Annotated in this window: 15 protein-coding genes; 4 read left to right on the plus strand and 11 right to left on the minus strand. The window is 70.2% G+C overall.

What is annotated here, in order from left to right; genetic code table 11:
* Positions 1-119 precede the first annotated feature (119 nt).
* The 6 genes from sufU to QN357_RS12150 are packed head-to-tail and all read right to left on the minus strand — an operon-like array spanning position 120 to position 4,867.
* Positions 120-677: a Fe-S cluster assembly sulfur transfer protein SufU gene (sufU, locus tag QN357_RS12125; RefSeq protein WP_322135992.1), complete on the minus strand. Its 558-nt coding sequence runs from the start codon at positions 675-677 to the stop codon at positions 120-122.
* Positions 674-1,990 carry a SufS family cysteine desulfurase gene (locus QN357_RS12130; RefSeq protein WP_134561257.1) on the minus strand — a complete coding sequence of 439 codons (1,317 nt, stop codon included), beginning with the start codon at positions 1,988-1,990 and terminating at the stop codon, positions 674-676. The genes sufU and QN357_RS12130 overlap by 4 nt, the downstream gene beginning before the upstream one ends.
* A 4-nt stretch (positions 1,991-1,994) precedes the next feature.
* A complete protein-coding gene (locus QN357_RS12135; protein WP_416172938.1) occupies positions 1,995-2,786 on the minus strand; it encodes a sulfate/molybdate ABC transporter ATP-binding protein in 792 nt (263 codons plus the stop codon).
* A complete protein-coding gene (locus QN357_RS12140) occupies positions 2,783-3,619 on the minus strand; it encodes an ABC transporter permease (RefSeq protein ID WP_134560237.1) in 837 nt (278 codons plus the stop codon). The genes QN357_RS12135 and QN357_RS12140 overlap by 4 nt, the downstream gene beginning before the upstream one ends.
* Positions 3,620-3,626: 7 nt before the next feature.
* On the minus strand, positions 3,627-4,466 hold the full coding sequence (modA, locus tag QN357_RS12145) for a molybdate ABC transporter substrate-binding protein (protein WP_323504943.1): 840 nt from the start codon (positions 4,464-4,466) through the stop codon (positions 3,627-3,629).
* Positions 4,463-4,867: a TOBE domain-containing protein gene (locus QN357_RS12150; protein WP_134536450.1), complete on the minus strand. Its 405-nt coding sequence runs from the start codon at positions 4,865-4,867 to the stop codon at positions 4,463-4,465. The genes modA and QN357_RS12150 overlap by 4 nt, the downstream gene beginning before the upstream one ends.
* Positions 4,868-4,946: 79 nt before the next feature.
* Between QN357_RS12150 and QN357_RS12155 the strand changes: the two genes are divergently transcribed.
* The 3 genes from QN357_RS12155 (at position 4,947) to QN357_RS12165 (ending at position 9,227) form a co-directional block, all read left to right on the plus strand.
* Complete coding sequence (locus QN357_RS12155; RefSeq protein ID WP_134560235.1) at positions 4,947-5,450, plus strand: MogA/MoaB family molybdenum cofactor biosynthesis protein; 504 nt, start codon at positions 4,947-4,949, stop codon at positions 5,448-5,450.
* Between the two features lie 112 nt (positions 5,451-5,562).
* Positions 5,563-6,432, plus strand: coding sequence for an FAD binding domain-containing protein (locus QN357_RS12160; RefSeq protein WP_322135994.1), 870 nt, complete (start codon positions 5,563-5,565; stop codon positions 6,430-6,432).
* Positions 6,429-9,227, plus strand: coding sequence for a molybdopterin-dependent oxidoreductase (locus QN357_RS12165; RefSeq protein WP_323504944.1), 2,799 nt, complete (start codon positions 6,429-6,431; stop codon positions 9,225-9,227). Before QN357_RS12160 ends, QN357_RS12165 begins: the two co-directional genes overlap by 4 nt.
* 65 nt (positions 9,228-9,292) lie before the next feature.
* Here QN357_RS12165 and QN357_RS12170 read toward each other — a convergent pair whose 3' ends face one another.
* From QN357_RS12170 to QN357_RS12190, 5 genes are all read right to left on the minus strand, one after another.
* Positions 9,293-9,952: a class I SAM-dependent methyltransferase gene (locus QN357_RS12170; RefSeq protein ID WP_323504945.1), complete on the minus strand. Its 660-nt coding sequence runs from the start codon at positions 9,950-9,952 to the stop codon at positions 9,293-9,295.
* A gap of 90 nt (positions 9,953-10,042) precedes the next feature.
* A complete protein-coding gene (locus QN357_RS12175) occupies positions 10,043-10,894 on the minus strand; it encodes an ABC transporter permease (protein WP_241975463.1) in 852 nt (283 codons plus the stop codon).
* Positions 10,894-11,706 carry an ABC transporter permease gene (locus QN357_RS12180; RefSeq protein ID WP_322135997.1) on the minus strand — a complete coding sequence of 271 codons (813 nt, stop codon included), beginning with the start codon at positions 11,704-11,706 and terminating at the stop codon, positions 10,894-10,896. The genes QN357_RS12175 and QN357_RS12180 overlap by 1 nt, the downstream gene beginning before the upstream one ends.
* Complete coding sequence (locus QN357_RS12185) at positions 11,706-12,527, minus strand: ABC transporter ATP-binding protein (protein ID WP_134448926.1); 822 nt, start codon at positions 12,525-12,527, stop codon at positions 11,706-11,708. Before QN357_RS12185 ends, QN357_RS12180 begins: the two co-directional genes overlap by 1 nt.
* 104 nt (positions 12,528-12,631) lie before the next feature.
* A complete protein-coding gene (locus tag QN357_RS12190) occupies positions 12,632-13,732 on the minus strand; it encodes an ABC transporter substrate-binding protein (RefSeq protein WP_134448925.1) in 1,101 nt (366 codons plus the stop codon).
* A 237-nt stretch (positions 13,733-13,969) separates the two neighbouring features.
* Here QN357_RS12190 and add point away from each other — a divergent pair, with 237 nt between their 5' ends.
* Positions 13,970-14,998 carry an adenosine deaminase gene (gene add / locus QN357_RS12195; RefSeq protein ID WP_134448924.1) on the plus strand — a complete coding sequence of 343 codons (1,029 nt, stop codon included), beginning with the start codon at positions 13,970-13,972 and terminating at the stop codon, positions 14,996-14,998.
* Positions 14,999-15,292: the final 294 nt, after the last annotated feature.

Raw genomic sequence — 15,292 nt, forward strand, 5'->3', positions numbered from 1 at the left:
CCCCAGAGACTCCGCGAGAGCGCACTTTTGGCCCTTAAGACTCGGTCTTAAGGGCCAAAATCGTACTCTCGCGGGAGAGAATCAGCCGGGATACGGCGACCCGATCGTGCCGGGCGCGGCTAGGCGAGCGGGGCCGCGGGGGCAGCGGATGCCGCGGCGACCTGCATCAGGGCGGCCTCGAACGCTACCCAGGGCAGCATCGCGCACTTGACCCTGGCCGGGTACTTGGAGACCCCGGCGAAGGCCGCGGCGTCGCCGAGCACCTCTTCGTCGGGCTCGATCGTGCCGCGCGAGCGGAGCAGCTCGCGGAAGGTCGTGACGAGTGCCTCCGCATCGGGGACGGTCAGTCCCGTCATCGTGTCCGCGAGCACGGATGCCGACGCCATCGAGATCGAGCAGCCGTCACCCCGCCAGGCGAACTGTTCGATCACGGGAGCAGGGCCGGCGGCATCCGTCACCGCGGCATCCGCTGCGGCACCAGAGCCGGCGCGGACGCCGACGCGAACGGTGATCTCGTCGCCGCAGGTCGTGTTCACTTGGTGCGACTCGGCGAGCCGCAGGCCCGGCGCACCGTTGGCGTCGAACACGCCAAACGGCTCGGACGACGCGCCGTGCCGGTACTTGGCGTGGTCGAGGATGATCTGCTGGTACAGCTGCTGCAGTTCGCTCGAACTCATGGCTTCACTCCAAAGAAGGGGGCGACCTCGTGCATGGCGGCCAGGAACTGGTCGACCTCGTCGGTCGTCGTGTAGAGGTAGGTGCTGGCGCGCGTGGACGCCGTGATGCCGAGGCGGCGGTGCAGCGGCTGGGCGCAGTGGTGGCCGACCCGCACGGCGATGCCGGCCTCGTCGAGGAACTGGCCGACGTCGTGAGCATGCACCCCGGCGACGTCGAAGGCGGCGAGGCCGATGCGGTCGATGCCGGCGGCCGGGCCGAGTACCCGAACGCCGGGGATCTCGGCGAGCCCGGCCACGAGGCGCTGGCCGAGTTCGGCCTCACGGAGGGCGATCCGGTCCATGCCGGTTTCGGTCAGGTAGTCGACCGCGGCGGCGAGGGCGATCGCCTGCGAGATGCGCTGGGTGCCTGCCTCGAAGCGCTGCGGCGGCGCGAGGAACTCGGCGTGCTCCATATCGACGGTCGTGATCATCGAACCGCCGGTCAGGAACGGCGGCAGCCCGGCGAGCAGCTCCGCCTTGCCGAAGAGCGCTCCGATGCCGGTCGGGCCGAGCATCTTGTGCCCGGAGAAGACGGCGAAGTCCACGTCGAGCGCGGCAACGTCGACCGGCAGGTGCGGAACGGTCTGGCAGGCGTCGAGCAGCACGAGGGCGCCGAAGCGGTGGGCGAGCTCGACGAGCTCGGCCACGGGATTGATCGTGCCGACGACGTTGGACGCGTGGGTGAACGCGAGCAGGCGGGTGCGCGGGCCGACGATCGTTGCCGCGGCCGCGAGGTCGAGGGTGCCATCGTCGAGAACGGGGATGAAGCGCAGGGTCGCCCCGGTGCGCAGGGCGAGCTGCTGCCACGGGATCAGGTTGGCGTGGTGTTCCATCTCGGTCACGACGATCTCGTCGCCGGCCCCGATGCGGAACCGGGCGGCATCCGGGCCGCCGAGGCCGAGTGAGGCGTTGGAGATCGCGTACGCGACGAGGTTGACTCCCTCGGTCGCGTTCGAAGTCCAGACGAGTTCGTCGGGCTGCGCGCCGATGAAGGCGGCCACGGTCTCCCTGGCGCTCTCGAAGACCTCGGTCGCCGCGAACGCGAGGGTGTGAGCGCCGCGGTGCACGGCCGCGTTGCGTTGCTCGTAGTACTCCTGCTCGGCTTCCATCACGCTGATCGGGTTCTGCGAGGTGGCCCCGGAGTCCAGATAGTTGAGCGGATGCCCGTTGATGCGCTGCTCGAGGATCGGGAAGTCGTTGCGGATGCGGGCGACCTCGTCCTCGGTCAGCGCCACGGCGGCGGCACGACGGAACGATGGGGCGGAAAGCGTCATGCTCCTAGGTTAAGCCGTCTTCGCGGGATTCGGCCGTCCCAGGGGTGAGGCCGAAGGTCAGGGCGCGGGTGAATGCGGCGCGAGGGTTCGCGAAGACCTCGCGGGTGGGGCCGGCCTCGACGATCCGGCCGTCCTCGAGCACGATGACCCGGTCGGCGAGGGCGAGGGCGTCGAGCGGATCATGGGTGACCAGGATCACGGAACGTTCGGACAGCATCCGGTGCAGCAGCTGGCGTTGGGCCGGCACGGCTGCGACGTCGAGGGAGGTCATCGGCTCGTCGAGCAGCAGGAGGCGCGGCCGGGCGGCGAGGGCGCGCGCGACGGCGACCCGCTGCGCCTGGCCGCCCGAGAGGGCGCCGGGCTTGCGGTCGGCGAGGTCGGCGACGTCCGCGGCGACGAGCCATTCCTCGGCGAGCTCACGCGCCCTGGCGCGGGGGGCACCTGCGCTCCGCGGGCCGAAGGCGACGTTGTCGCGCACGGATAGGTGCGGGAACAGGAGCGGCTCCTGGGCGAGGAGCACGGTGCCGCGGGAGTGCGGCGGAGTCCAGGTGCCGGCGCGGGAGACGGTGCCGGTGCGTACGCCGGGTGCAGCGGATGCCGAGGGCAGGTCGAAGAGGACGTGGCCGGCGAGGCTCGCGCGGCCGGAATCGGGCCGCAACAGGCCCGCGCTGATCTGCACGACGGTCGACTTCCCTGCCCCGTTGGAGCCGAGGAGCGCGACGGTCTCCCCCGGCTGCACGCTGAACGCGACATCGAAGTTTCGGCGTGCGAGGACCGCCTCGAACTCGAAGGTCACGAGAGCCCTCGCGGCCGGTGGGTCGCCACCATCACGACGACGGCGACCACGACGAGGACGAGCGCGAGCGCGACGGCGGCATCCGGATCCGTCTCGCGCTGCAGGTAGATCTCGAGCGGCAGCGTGCGGGTGACACCCTCGAGGCTGCCCGCGAAGGTCAGGGTCGCACCGAACTCGCCGAGCGCCCGCGCGAAGGCGAGCACGGCCCCCGAGACGAGCCCGGGCACGACGAGCGGTAGGGTCACCCGCCAGAACACGGTGTTCGGGGCGGCGCCGAGGGTCGCGGCGACGGCCTCGTATCGCGCGCCAGAGGCCCGCAGCGTCGCCTCGACGCTGAGCACGAGGAACGGGAGCGCGACGAACGCCTGCGCGAGAACGACGGCCGTCGTCGAGAACGCGATCTGGATTCCGAGCACCTCGAAGGTCTGGCCGAGCAGCCCGCGGCGGCCGAATGTCGAGAGCAAGGCGATGCCGCCGACGACGGGAGGCAGCACGAGCGGCAGCAGCACGAACGCCCGCACGAAGCGCTGGCCGCGGAACCGACTCCGGGCGAGCACGACCGCCATCGGCACCCCGAGCAGCAGGCAGAGCGCCGTGCTCGCCGTGGCCGTGCGGAGGCTGAGCAGCAGTGCCGCGATCGCGGACGGCGAGGTGACGAGCGCGCCGAAGTTCGCCCAGTCGACCCTGGCGGTCATCCCGACGATCGGCAGCACGATGAAGAGCGCGCCGACGGCAGCGACAGCGACGATCCAGCGCGGCACACCGAGCACCTCGGCATTCTCCCGCGCCGTGCCGCGCAGAGAGACCGCCGCCCCGCCGCTGGCCCGTGTCATGTGACGCTCACGGGGTGCCGAAGCCGGCGGCCGCGAGCACCTTCTGCCCGGTCGGTCCGGTCACGAAGTCCGCGAACAGGGTCCCGAGGTCGCGGTGCGGGCTCGTGGCGACGACGCCGATCGGATACGAGTTCACGGCCGAGCCGGATTCGGGAAACGGGATGCCGAGGACGCTCGTACCCGCTCCGGCGATGTCCGTGACGTAGACGAGGCCGGCATCCGCTTCACCGGAGGAGACCTTGCCGAGCACGTCGGTGACGGCGTTCTCTTCGCTGACGGGCATCAGGGTCACGCCGGTCGCCTTCTCGATCGTGGTGGTCGCGGTACCGCAGGGCACCTGGGCGGCGCAGATGACGACCTTGGTGGCGGGGTTCGCGAGGTCGGCGAAGCTCGTGACGCCGGCCGGGTTGCCCGGCGGTACGGCGATCTCGAGGGTGTTGGTCGCGAACACCGTCGGGGCGTCTGCGACGAGGCCGGCATCGGTGAGCTTGGCCATGTTCTTCGTGTCGGCAGAGGCGAAGACGTCGGCGGGGGCGCCCTCGGTGATCTGGGTGACGAGGTCGGCAGAACCGGCGAAGTTCAGCGCAACGGTCACGCCGGGGTTCGCGGCCTCGAACTCGGTCGCGAGCTCGGTGAAGGTCTTCTTCAGGGAGGCCGCAGCGAAGACGGTCAGGGTCTCCGGCGCACGGCTCGCGGCACCCGTCGACGCAGCGGATGCCGCGGCGGACGCGGACGCGGACGCGCCGGCCCCGGCCGGGCCTGCACACGCCGTCGTCAGCGCGGCGACGGCCAGGACGGCAAGCGAGGCAAGAACGTGACGTCGAGCGGGGTGACGGCGAGTGCTCACGAATGCTCCTGGGGGATTTCGACGATCACGGTCGTGGCCTTCACGACGGCGACCGCGACGGACCCGGGCACGAGGCCGAGTTCCCGCACGGCCTCTGTGCTCATCAGGGAGACGACGCGGTGCGGCCCGCACTGCAGCTCGACCTGGGACATCACCGGGTCGCTCACGACGCGCGTGACGAGTCCGACGAACCGGTTGCGGGCCGAGCTCGCCGTGCCGGACGGGTCGGTCGGCACGGCGGCGTGTTCGGTGGCGAGGCGGGCGAGGTCGACGCCGTCGACGACCATGCGGCCGGCGGCATCCGTCGTGGCCGGCAGCACCGCGTTGTCGATCCAGCGACGCACGGTGTCGTCGCTCACGCCGAGGAACCCGGCGGCCTCGCGAATCCGTATTTGCGACATAAGCAGCACTATATTCCCTCATCTACGGATTTGCTGCCCGTTCTGCTTCGATCGGCTGTCCGTGCGGCACACTGGGGACATGACGACGAACACCCCGACGGATGCGACGCCGCGCGTCGCGCAGATCATCGTCGCGTCGACCCGCGCTGCGGCCGGCATCTATCCCGACCGCACCGGGCCGGTCATCGACGCCTGGCTCGTCGACAGGGGCTGGACCGTGGACGCGCTCCACGTCGTGCCGGACGGCGACCGCGTCGGCCAGGTCCTCGGCGCCGCGATCGCCGCGCACTGCGATCTCGTGATCACGACCGGCGGCACCGGCGTGAGCCCGCACGACGAGACGCCCGAGCAGACGCTGCCGCACCTCGACCGGCTCATCCCGGGACTCGCGGAGGAGCTCCGTCGCCGGGGCGCGGCATCCACCCCGCTCGCCCTGCTCTCCCGCGGATACGTCGGCGTCGCCCGCGGTCGCACCGTGGTCGTGAACCTGCCCGGCTCGACCGGCGGCGTGCGCGACGGTCTCGCCGTGCTCGACGACGTGCTTCCTCACCTCATCGACCAGCTCCGCGGTCGCGACCACTGACGAGCGCTGCACGACCCCGACGGCGCACCCCCGGATGGGGAGGGTACCGTGGACGAAACCGACCCGGAAATGCGGTTGACTGGATACTCGGCCCGGGACGACTGGAGCAGCAATGGACCTCACTACCGTTGTGACGATCACGCCCGCCCGCGAGCGCGCCGACCTGGGATTGCTCGGCGAAACGGTCGCTCCCCTCGCGGGCGGTTCCGAGCTGTTCGCCGATCCCCGGGTTCACCTCACCGGCCTCGTCGACCTGCAGTCGTTCGGCTGGCCCGCGCTGACCGTGACCCCTGAGGGCCTCGAGATCGCCGCGACGTGCACCCTTGCCCAGCTCGCCGCGCTCCCGACCCGGCCGGGCTGGACCGCGCATCCGCTGCTCTTCGAATGCTGCACCGCTCTCTACGGTTCATTCAAGGTCTGGAACGTCGCAACCGTCGGCGGCAACCTCGCTACCGCCCTCCCCGCCGGCCCGATGACGAGCCTCGCCGCGGCCCTCGACGCCGAGGTGCTCGTCTGGCGCCGCGACGGGAGCGACGAGCGCCTTCCCGCCGCCGGCTTCGTCACCGGCGACATGACCACCGTGTTGCGCACCGGGGACGTGCTGCGCTCCATCCACATCCCGGACGCGTCGCTGCGCGCCCGCACCGCGTTCCGCAAGATCGCACTCTCCCCCATCGGCCGCTCGGGCGCCGTCGTCATCGGCCGCCTCGACCGGGACGGCCGTTTCACCCTCACCGTCACGGCCGCGACCCTCCGGCCGGTGCAGCTGCGCTACGCAACCCTGCCGACCGCGTCCGCGCTCCGTGCCGGCGTCGACGGCATCGACGCCTGGTTCACGGATGCCCACGGCGCGGCCGACTGGCGCGCCGCGGTCAGCGCCGTGCTCGCCGAGGAGATCCGCCAGCAGCTCGAGGGCCCGGAAACCGTTCCAGCTGCGATATCGGCAGAGACTCCCGCGACCGGAAGCGAGGCCCGCCCGTGAGGTTCGAGATCAACGGCCAGTGGGTCGACGCCGCGGCAGCGCCCGGGCAGTGCCTGCGCACCTTCCTGCGCGAACTCGAGCACTTCGAGGTGAAGAAGGGCTGCGACACCGGCGACTGCGGCGCCTGTTCGGTGCTCGTCGACGGCACCCCGGTGCACTCCTGCATCTACCCGGCTTTCCGCGCCGAGGGCGCCGCGATCACGACCGCCGCCGGCCTCGGCACGCCGGGTGACCTCGCGCCCGTGCAGCAGCGCTTCGTCGACCACGCCGGCTTCCAGTGCGGCTTCTGCACCCCGGGCATGGTCGTGACCGCGTCCACGCTCACCGAGCACGACCTCGAGGACCTGCCGCGCCTGCTCAAGGGCAACATCTGCCGGTGCACGGGCTACCGGGCGATCGATGACGCCGTCCGCGGGCGGCACACCCCGGCCGACGGTTCGGCCCCGTGCACCCTTCCGCCCGACGGCCTCGGTCCCGTAGTCCGCACCGGCACCCGCGCGACGCCCACGCCGGCCCGCGGCTACGTCGGCGCCTCCACGCACGCCCCGGCGAGCGAGCGGGTCGTGAGCGGACTCGAACCGTACACGCTCGACGTCGCGGTGCCCGGCCTGCTGCACGTGAGCGTGCTGCAGAGTCCGCACGCGCATGCCAGCATCCGTTCGATCGACACCGGGCGAGCCGCCGACCTGCCCGGAGTGCGTGCCGTGCTCACCCACTCCGACTCTCCCGCGACCCTGTTCTCGACGGCCCGGCACGAGGACCGCAACGACGACCCCGACGACACCCTCGTCTTCGACCGGGTGCTCCGGTTCCGCGGCCAGCGGGTCGCGGCCGTCGTCGCGGACACCGTCGCGATCGCCGAGGCCGCCTGTCGCCTGATCGACGTCGAGTACGACCTGCTCCCCGCCGTCTTCGACCCGGCCCTCGCCGCCGAGCCCGGCGCTCCCCTCGTGCACGGCGAAAAGGATGCCGCGGCGAGCCGCGTCGCCGATCCCTCCCGCAACCTCGTGGCCGAGCTGCACGGCGAGTACGGCGACCTTGAGGCCGGCCTCGGCGAGGCGACCCACCTGGTCACGGGCACCTGGCAGACCCAGCGGGTCGCCCACACCCACCTCGAGACCCACGGCACGATCGGCTGGCTCGAACACGCCGGCACCCCCGAGCAGCGGCTCGTGCTGCGGACGAGCTCCCAGGTGCCGTTTCTCGTGCAGCGCGAGATCTGCCGCGTCTTCGACCTCGACCCGGCCGCGGTCCGCGTCTTCACCGCCCGCGTCGGCGGCGGGTTCGGCGGCAAACAGGAGATCCTCACCGAGGACCTCGTCACCCTCGCGGTTCTCGCGACCGGGCGCCCGGTGCAGTACGAGTTCAGCCGCGCCGACGAGTTCCGGGTCGCACCCACCCGGCATCCGATGCGGGTCGGCGTCACTCTCGGCGCGACCGACGACGGCCGCCTCACCGCGCTCGCCCTCGACCTGCTGAGCGACACCGGCGCATATGGCAACCACGGGCCCGGCGTCATGTACCACGGCAGCTCCGAGTCGGTGAGCCTGTACTCCGTGCCCAACAAGCGGGTGGATGCCCGCAGCGTCTACACGAACAACCTCCCGTCCGGCGCCTTCCGCGGTTACGGTCTCGGCCAGGTCATCTTCGGTGTCGAATCGGCGCTCGACGACCTCGCCCGCGACCTCGGCATGAGCCCCTTCGACCTGCGCCGGCTCAACTCGGTGCGTCCGGGCGACCCGCTCGTCGTCACCCACGTCGAGGGCGAGGACCTGATCTTCGGCAGCTATGGGCTCGACCAGTGCCTCGACCTCGCCGAGGCCGCCCTCGCCCGCGGCAATGACACGCCCGTACCCGACGGACCCGAGTGGCGGGTCGGCGAGGGCATGGCGACCGCGATGATCGCGACGATCCCGCCGCGCGGACACTTCGCCCAGGCATCCGTCACTCTGGGTAGCGACGGCCGCTACGCCGTGCGCGTCGGGACCGCCGAGTTCGGCAACGGCACCACGACCGTGCACACCCAGCTCGCCGCGACCGCGCTCGGCACGAGCCCCGACCGGATCGACATCCTGCAGTCCGACACCGACACGATCGGCTACGACACCGGCGCGTTCGGCTCGGCCGGCATCGTCGTCGCCGGCAAGGCCGTGCTGGGTGCGGCGACCGCACTCGCGGCCGTGCTCCGGCAGGCGGCGACGGATGCCCACCCCGGCGCCCCCGCCGACGCCTGGCTCCTCGAGCCCGACGGCCTCCGCTGCGGCAGCACCGTCGTTTCCCTCACCGCCCTCGCCGCGCGCGCGGCGGCCGGCACCGTTCTCCGCGGCACGAGCTCCGAGGAGGGCGCCGTGCGTTCGGTCGCCTTCAACGTGCAGGCCTTCCGGGTCGCCGTGAGCACCCTCACCGGCGAGGTGCGGATCCTGCAGTCGATCCAGTCCGCGGATGCCGGCGTCGTGATGAACCCGGCGCAGTGCCGCGGCCAGATCGAGGGCGGTGTGGCCCAGGCGATCGGCACGGCGCTCTACGAAGAGGTCCAGCTCGACGGCGCGGGCACCGTGACGACGAGCGTGATGCGCAACTACCACGTGCCCCTGCTCGCGGACCTGCCCGTCACCGAGGTGTACTTCGCGGAGACGAGTGACGACCTCGGCCCCTATGGCGCCAAGTCGATGAGCGAGTCGCCGTACAACCCGGTCGCTCCTGCGCTCGCGAACGCGGTCCGTGACGCGATCGGCATCCGCCCGTACGAGCTGCCGATGTCCCGTGACCGCATCTGGCGCCTGATGCACCCCTGAGAGTCACCTTTCCGGTCGAGAGCGCCCGGTGCACGGGTACCCCTCGACCGGACAGGTACCCCTCGCTACACGCGGGCGGGGGCAGGCGATGCGAGCAGCAGGTGGTACGCGTCCGGGCCGTGTCCGACACGGAGATGCCGGGTCTGCACGAGGCCCGCGGCCTCGAGGGCGGAGGTGATCTCCTCGGTGGGACGCACCCGGAAGCCGTGCTCGACCACGGGCATCCGCTGCATCGCGGCCGGGTCGAAAACGCCCACCACGAGACGGCCGCCGGGCCGGAGCACGCGCGCGAACTCGGCCGCCGCCCGGCCGAGGTCAGGCAGGAAGTAGAACGTGTTGAGGGTGATCACCCCGTCGAGGCTCGCATCCGCGAGCGGGAGGTACTCCATCGACGCCTCGAACAGCGACAGCCGACCGGCGGTGAGGTCGTCGCGGAACCTCCGATGCGCGGCATCGACCATCGTTTCCGACTGGTCGACTCCGGCGACGTGCCCGTCCGGTCCGACCGTGTCGAGCAGCAGCTCGGTCCCGACACCGCCGCCGAAACCGACATCGGCGAGCCGGGCATCCGGCGTGGCCTCGAGTGCGTCCACGGCGGCGCGGATGATTCCCCGGTTGCGTCGGTTGAGCATCCGCCCCACCAGCCGCCCTCGCCACCCGCTCGGATGCCCGAGCTGGGCGGCCAGTGCTTTGAGCACCGGGGTCGGAGTCTTGAGACTGCCCATCGGCTTACGGTTCTGTGACGTCTCCATGCCAGGAACAGTAGTCCCGCGCCGATGCGCCCACTACGGCTGTCGCAACCGCCGAGCGCGAGGCTAGGCCCCGGTGCTGCTCTCCATGCCCATCCGGCGCAGCACGAGGTTCTCCACGAGCTGCGCGACGCCGTACAGCACGATCGACACAAGCGTGATCGCCACGACGGATGCCCATACCTCGTAGTTCTTCACCTGGGCGACGGCGATCACGATGCCGTGGCCGAGGCCCTGTCCGGTCGAGAGCCATTCGGCGAGGAGCGCGCCGGTGATCGCGCCGGGGATCGAGATCTTGACGGCCGCGAAGAACGACGGAAGCGAGCTCGGCAGCGCGACCTTGCGAAGCGCCGTGAAGGCGTTGCCGCCGTAGACGGCGATGACGTCGTTGATCTGCGGCGACGACGACCGCAGCCCGAACGCGATGTTCACGAGCGCGGGGAACAGCACCACGATTGCGCCCATCACGACGACAAGGCTCGGTCCGCGCCCGGTGATCAGGCTGATCACCGGCACGAGGGCGACGAGAGGCACCGATCGCAACAGCAGCGCGATCGGCATCAGCGCGCTCTCGATACCGCGGGAGAGCGTGAACGCGATCGCGAGCACGAGGGCAACGACGAGGCCGGCGACGAAGCCGAGGAAGGCATCCCCGAGGGTGACGGTGAGGTTGGTCAGGATCGTCGTGCGGTTGACGGCGGCGTTCGGAACGGTGAACAGCCAGTTCCAGACGTCGAGGGGTCCCTTGGCGATGAACGGGGACACCCCGAGAAGCAGGATCAGGCCCTGCCAGGCGACGAGGACGATGACGAGGGTGATCAGGCCGGTGAGCGCGGCGCGCCCGATGACGGCGCCGAGGCCGCGGGCGACCTTCGCTGCGCTCGGCGGGCGGGCCGCCGACATGGTCTCGAGGGCCATCAGGAGCTCCGTCCCGTCAGCCAGGGTGTCGCGAGCTTGCTGATCAGTCCGAAGAGGCTGTAGCCGAGGCCGGCGAGGAGACCGGCGACGAGCGCGAGCCCCCAGACCCTGTCGACGTTCGCCGCGGACCCGGCCGCGAGCATCGCGATGCCGAGGCCACGGTCGACGCCGCCGAGGTACTCGCCGAGGATCGCGCCGAGCAGCGCGGCGGGGGCCGCGATCTGCAGGGCGGAGAGCACGCTCGGCAGCCCGGCCATCAGCCGCACCTTGCGGAGCTGCATGAACCGTCCGCCGCCGTAGACGCTGACGAGGTCGAGACTCGCGGGGGTCGCGGCCTTGAGGCCCACGAGGGAACCGACGACGGTCGTGAAGAACACGGACATCGCCGCGAGGAAGATCGCGGTGCCGGAAAGCTCACCGCCGCGTGGGGCGCCGATCACGATGTAGGCGATCGGGCCGATCGCGACGATCGGGATGCAGTAGGTGATGACCGCGATCTGCAGCGCGACCTTCTCGATCCGGGGAACGACGAGCACGAGGCCGGCGAGCACCAGCGCGGCCGCATTGCCCCAGAGGAAGCCGACGATCGCCTCACCCACGGTGATCGACACGTGGGACAGGTAGAACGCCCACCCGTCCGAGACGAGCTGGGCGACGACGGCGCCCGGTGTCGGGATCGCCCCGCCGGGTACGGTGCCGATGCCGCGGAAAATCGTGGCGGCGCCGAGCCACCACAGGACGATGACGACGACGACGCCGATCAGCCCGGTCGCCCAGGCCGGGAGCGTGCGGAACGAGGCGAGACCGCGCATCAGTCCGTCTCCGCCACGGAGAGGGCGTCGGGGCTGAAGAGCAGTTCGGAGGCGCGGTCGTGCAGGGCGTGGAATTCGTGGGAGCGCATCATGTCCGGATGCCGCGGACGGGGCAGGTCGATGTCGATGACCTCCTTGATGCGGCCGGGTCGGGGGCTCATCACCGCGACCTGGTCCGAGAGGAAGATGGCCTCCGAGATGCCGTGCGTGACCATCATCGTGGTCGCGGGCTTCTCGGTCCAGATCCTGAGGAGTTCGATGTTGAGGCGCTGGCGGGTCATGTCGTCGAGGGCGCCGAAGGGTTCGTCGAGCAGCAGAACGGAGGGCTTCAGCACGAGCGACCGGGCGATGGACACCCGCTGCCGCATTCCGCCGGAGAGCTGCGCGGGTTTGGCGTGTTCGAAGGCCTTGAGGCCGACCAGGTTGATCAGTTCGGAGACGTAGTCCTCGTCGACGGGCATCCGTGCGACCTCGAAGGGAAGCTTGATGTTGCCGCGCACGCTGCGCCAGGGCAGCAGCGCGGCGTCCTGGAAGGCGATGCCGAGTTCGTGGCCGCTGCGCAGCTCGGCGGGCGTCTTGCCGTCGACCTTCGCGGTGCCGCTCGTGGGCTCCTCGAGGCCGGCGAGGATGCGCAGGATCGTGGACTTCCCGCAGCCGGACGGGCCGAGCAGCGACAGGAAACTGCCCTTGTCGGTGTGCAGGGTCGCGTCCTCGAGCGCGGAGACTTCCTTCCGGCCCACGGTGAAGACCTTGTGGAGCCCGGAAATGTGGAGGCCGGTGCCCAGAGCGTTGCTCTGGACACCGGCATCGGTCGTACTCACAGGGTGCGTTCCTTTACTGGGCGTCGTCGGCCGCTTTCGGGGCGGCCTCGTTTCGGTGTGCCTGCGTACTGCTGGTGGTGCTGTCGTGCTTGAAGAGGAACCGCCTACTTGGCGTAGTTGACCAGGTCGGGGTTCTCCGCGTAGACCTCGGACAGCAGGCTCATGTCGAAGAGCTTGTCGGCCGTGATGGTGACACCGGCGGCAGCGAGCGTCTTGATGCTCTCCTGCTGCAGCTTATCGCTGATGGTGAAGAGGCCGTTCTTGACGGTGTCGTCGCTGACGATGAGGTCGGTCGACTGGATCGTGGCCTGCTTCGTCTCCTTCTCGATCGTGAGGCCGAGGTCTGCCCCATACTTGTCGATCGTGAGCTTGGCGGAGGCGGCCGGGTCCTTGATGGCGGCGGCCCAGCCCTTGATCTCGGCGATCAGGAGGCCCTTGAGTTTCGCGCGGTCACCCGAGATCTCCTTGTCGGAGGCCGTGAAGGTCTCCGCTACGAACGGGAGCCCGTTGTCGGCGAGCGGCAGGTTGACCGGGCCGAGGCCCTTGAGGTCTGCGTCGATGCCCTCGTTGGTGAGGTAGGAGAACCAGCCGTCGACCTCGCCGTTGAAGAGCGGGGTCGGGTCGTACTCGACGGGGACGGTGGTCAGCGAGGTCGGGTCGATGTTGTTGACCTTGAGGAACGCGTCCCAGAGGCTCTGGTTGCTCGCCTGCACGCCGATCTTCTTGCCCTTGAGGTCGGCGAGGGTCTTGATGTTGCCCACCTTGGCGAGCGAGAGGATCGAGAACGGGTTCTTTTGGTACGTGGCGCCGATGATCTTGATCGGGGCGCCTTCGTTCGCGATGACGGTTCCGGTGGAGATCGCGTTGCCGATGCCGAGGTCGACCGTGCCGGAGATGACGCCCGCTTCAGCGGATGCCGGGCCGGCGATGAGGTCGACGGAATCGAAGCCGGCCTTGGTGAAGTCGCCGTTGGAGTCGGCGAGGAACTCACCCATGAACTCGGTGTTCTTGATCCAGGACAGCTGGATGCTCGCGGTGCCGAAGGACGCGGGCGCACCGGAAGCCGAGGCTGCCGGCGTGGAACTCGTCGCGCAGGAGGTGAGCGCGATGGTCACGGCTGCCGCAGCGGCAATTCCCTGCAGGATGCGACGGGCGGGACGCCCTGCCGGTGAACGGTGTGCTGTTAAACCTTGGGTCCGGGTCATGAAGCTGTTCCTCTCGATGATGCTCGTGGGGTGCCGTTGGGGGTGCCGTCAGGGAAAACGGCTGCTGTGTAATGCTGTGCGGCACACGTGCGGGTTCCCTGAATTTAGGCCCCGCAGATGACGCTGCGACCTCGACAGTGTTTCCGTCGTGTTGCAGCATGCTGGGTACCCGTCGCGGGAGGAAAAGTGCATCTGCCGCGTGATACGGTCACGGCGTCCGCCCGAAAAGGAGCCCCGATGCCGTCCGTTACTGAGCCTACTGCCGCGTTTGTGTCCGGATTGCCCAAAGCAGAGCTGCATGTGCACCTCGAAGGCACCCTCGAACCCGACCTCAAACTCGCCCTCGCCACGCGCAACGGTGTCGATATCGGCCAGTCGACGGTCGAGGAGGTGCGCGCGAGCTATGCCTTCGACTCCCTCGCAAGCTTCCTCGCGGTGTACTACCCCGCGATGAACGTGCTGATCACCGAGCAGGACTTCTACGACCTCGCCACCGCGTACTTCCGTCGCGCCTCCGCAGACGGGGTCCGCCACGTCGAGGCCTTCTTCGACCCGCAAGCGCACACGACGCGCGGCGTGCCCTTCGAGACCGTGATCACTGGACTGCACCGTGCTGCAGCGGATGCGGCCGGTTACGGTCTCTCCGCCGAGCTGATCCTCTGTTTCCTGCGTGACGCATCCGCCGAGAGCGCCCACGAGACCCTGCTGGCCGCCCTGCCCTACCGCGACCTGATCGTCGGCGTCGGGCTCGACTCCGACGAGCGCGGCAATCCCCCGGCGAAGTTCGCCGAGGTCTTCCGGCTCGCCCGTGAGGCCGGCCTCAGGCTCACGATGCACTGCGACATCGACCAGGTCGGCAGCATCGAGAACATCCGCCAGGTGCTCGGCGAGGTCAGGGTCGACCGGATCGACCACGGCACGAACATCCTCGAGGACCCGGCGCTCGTCGCCCTCGTCCGGGAACGCCGGATCGGCCTGACCTGCTGCCCGGTCTCGAACAGTTTCGTGACCTCGGACATGAAGGCGCGGGAGATCGTCGAGCTGCTCGGCCTCGGCGTGCTCGTCACCCTCAACTCCGACGACCCCGCGTACTTCGGGGCTTATGTCGCCGACACCTATACGGCATTCGCCCGGCAGGCCGGCATCGGCAGGGACGAGCTCGTCCAGCTGGCCCGGAACTCCTTCGAGGCGAGCTGGTTGTCCGACGCCGACCGACAGGGGTACCTCTCCGAGATCGACGCCTTCCTCGCGGCGAACCCGGCCTAGCCGGGACCGGAGGCCGGTCCGGCCCGCGAAACCGGTCCCGCAGAACCCTGCCAGGGAGGCGCGGCGGGGCCCGTATTACGGACAACCGTCCGGCGTGTGACGATCGCGTTTCAAGAGTCCCGATTGGCACCCCGCGGTCCTCACCAGGGTGTTTGCTAGACCATCTGGCCAGCGTCACGGCCTGAGATTCCAGCAGGCAGGAGGACAGATGCGCGAACGAGTCGACCGGGTGATCCGGGCGGACGCCGTGCTCACGCCTGCCGGCTTCGTGCGCGGGGCGGTGACGATCACGGG

It is taken from the genome of Cryobacterium sp. RTC2.1 (genome assembly GCF_035018685.1).
In the GTDB taxonomy this organism is placed as follows: Bacteria; Actinomycetota; Actinomycetes; order Actinomycetales; family Microbacteriaceae; genus Cryobacterium; species Cryobacterium glucosi.

Coding starts and splice junctions, on each gene's coding strand:
- QN357_RS12175 (WP_241975463.1), bottom strand. CDS start 10,894: ATGGCCCTCGAGACCATGTCGGCGGCCCGCCCGCCGAGCGCAGCGAAG.
- QN357_RS12180 (WP_322135997.1), bottom strand. CDS start 11,706: ATGCGCGGTCTCGCCTCGTTCCGCACGCTCCCGGCCTGGGCGACCGGG.
- QN357_RS12150 (WP_134536450.1), bottom strand. CDS start 4,867: ATGTCGCAAATACGGATTCGCGAGGCCGCCGGGTTCCTCGGCGTGAGC.
- QN357_RS12155 (WP_134560235.1), top strand. CDS start 4,947: ATGACGACGAACACCCCGACGGATGCGACGCCGCGCGTCGCGCAGATC.
- QN357_RS12140 (WP_134560237.1), bottom strand. CDS start 3,619: ATGACACGGGCCAGCGGCGGGGCGGCGGTCTCTCTGCGCGGCACGGCG.
- QN357_RS12130 (WP_134561257.1), bottom strand. CDS start 1,990: ATGACGCTTTCCGCCCCATCGTTCCGTCGTGCCGCCGCCGTGGCGCTG.
- QN357_RS12190 (WP_134448925.1), bottom strand. CDS start 13,732: ATGACCCGGACCCAAGGTTTAACAGCACACCGTTCACCGGCAGGGCGT.
- add (WP_134448924.1), top strand. CDS start 13,970: ATGCCGTCCGTTACTGAGCCTACTGCCGCGTTTGTGTCCGGATTGCCC.
- QN357_RS12160 (WP_322135994.1), top strand. CDS start 5,563: ATGGACCTCACTACCGTTGTGACGATCACGCCCGCCCGCGAGCGCGCC.
- QN357_RS12170 (WP_323504945.1), bottom strand. CDS start 9,952: ATGGGCAGTCTCAAGACTCCGACCCCGGTGCTCAAAGCACTGGCCGCC.
- sufU (WP_322135992.1), bottom strand. CDS start 677: ATGAGTTCGAGCGAACTGCAGCAGCTGTACCAGCAGATCATCCTCGAC.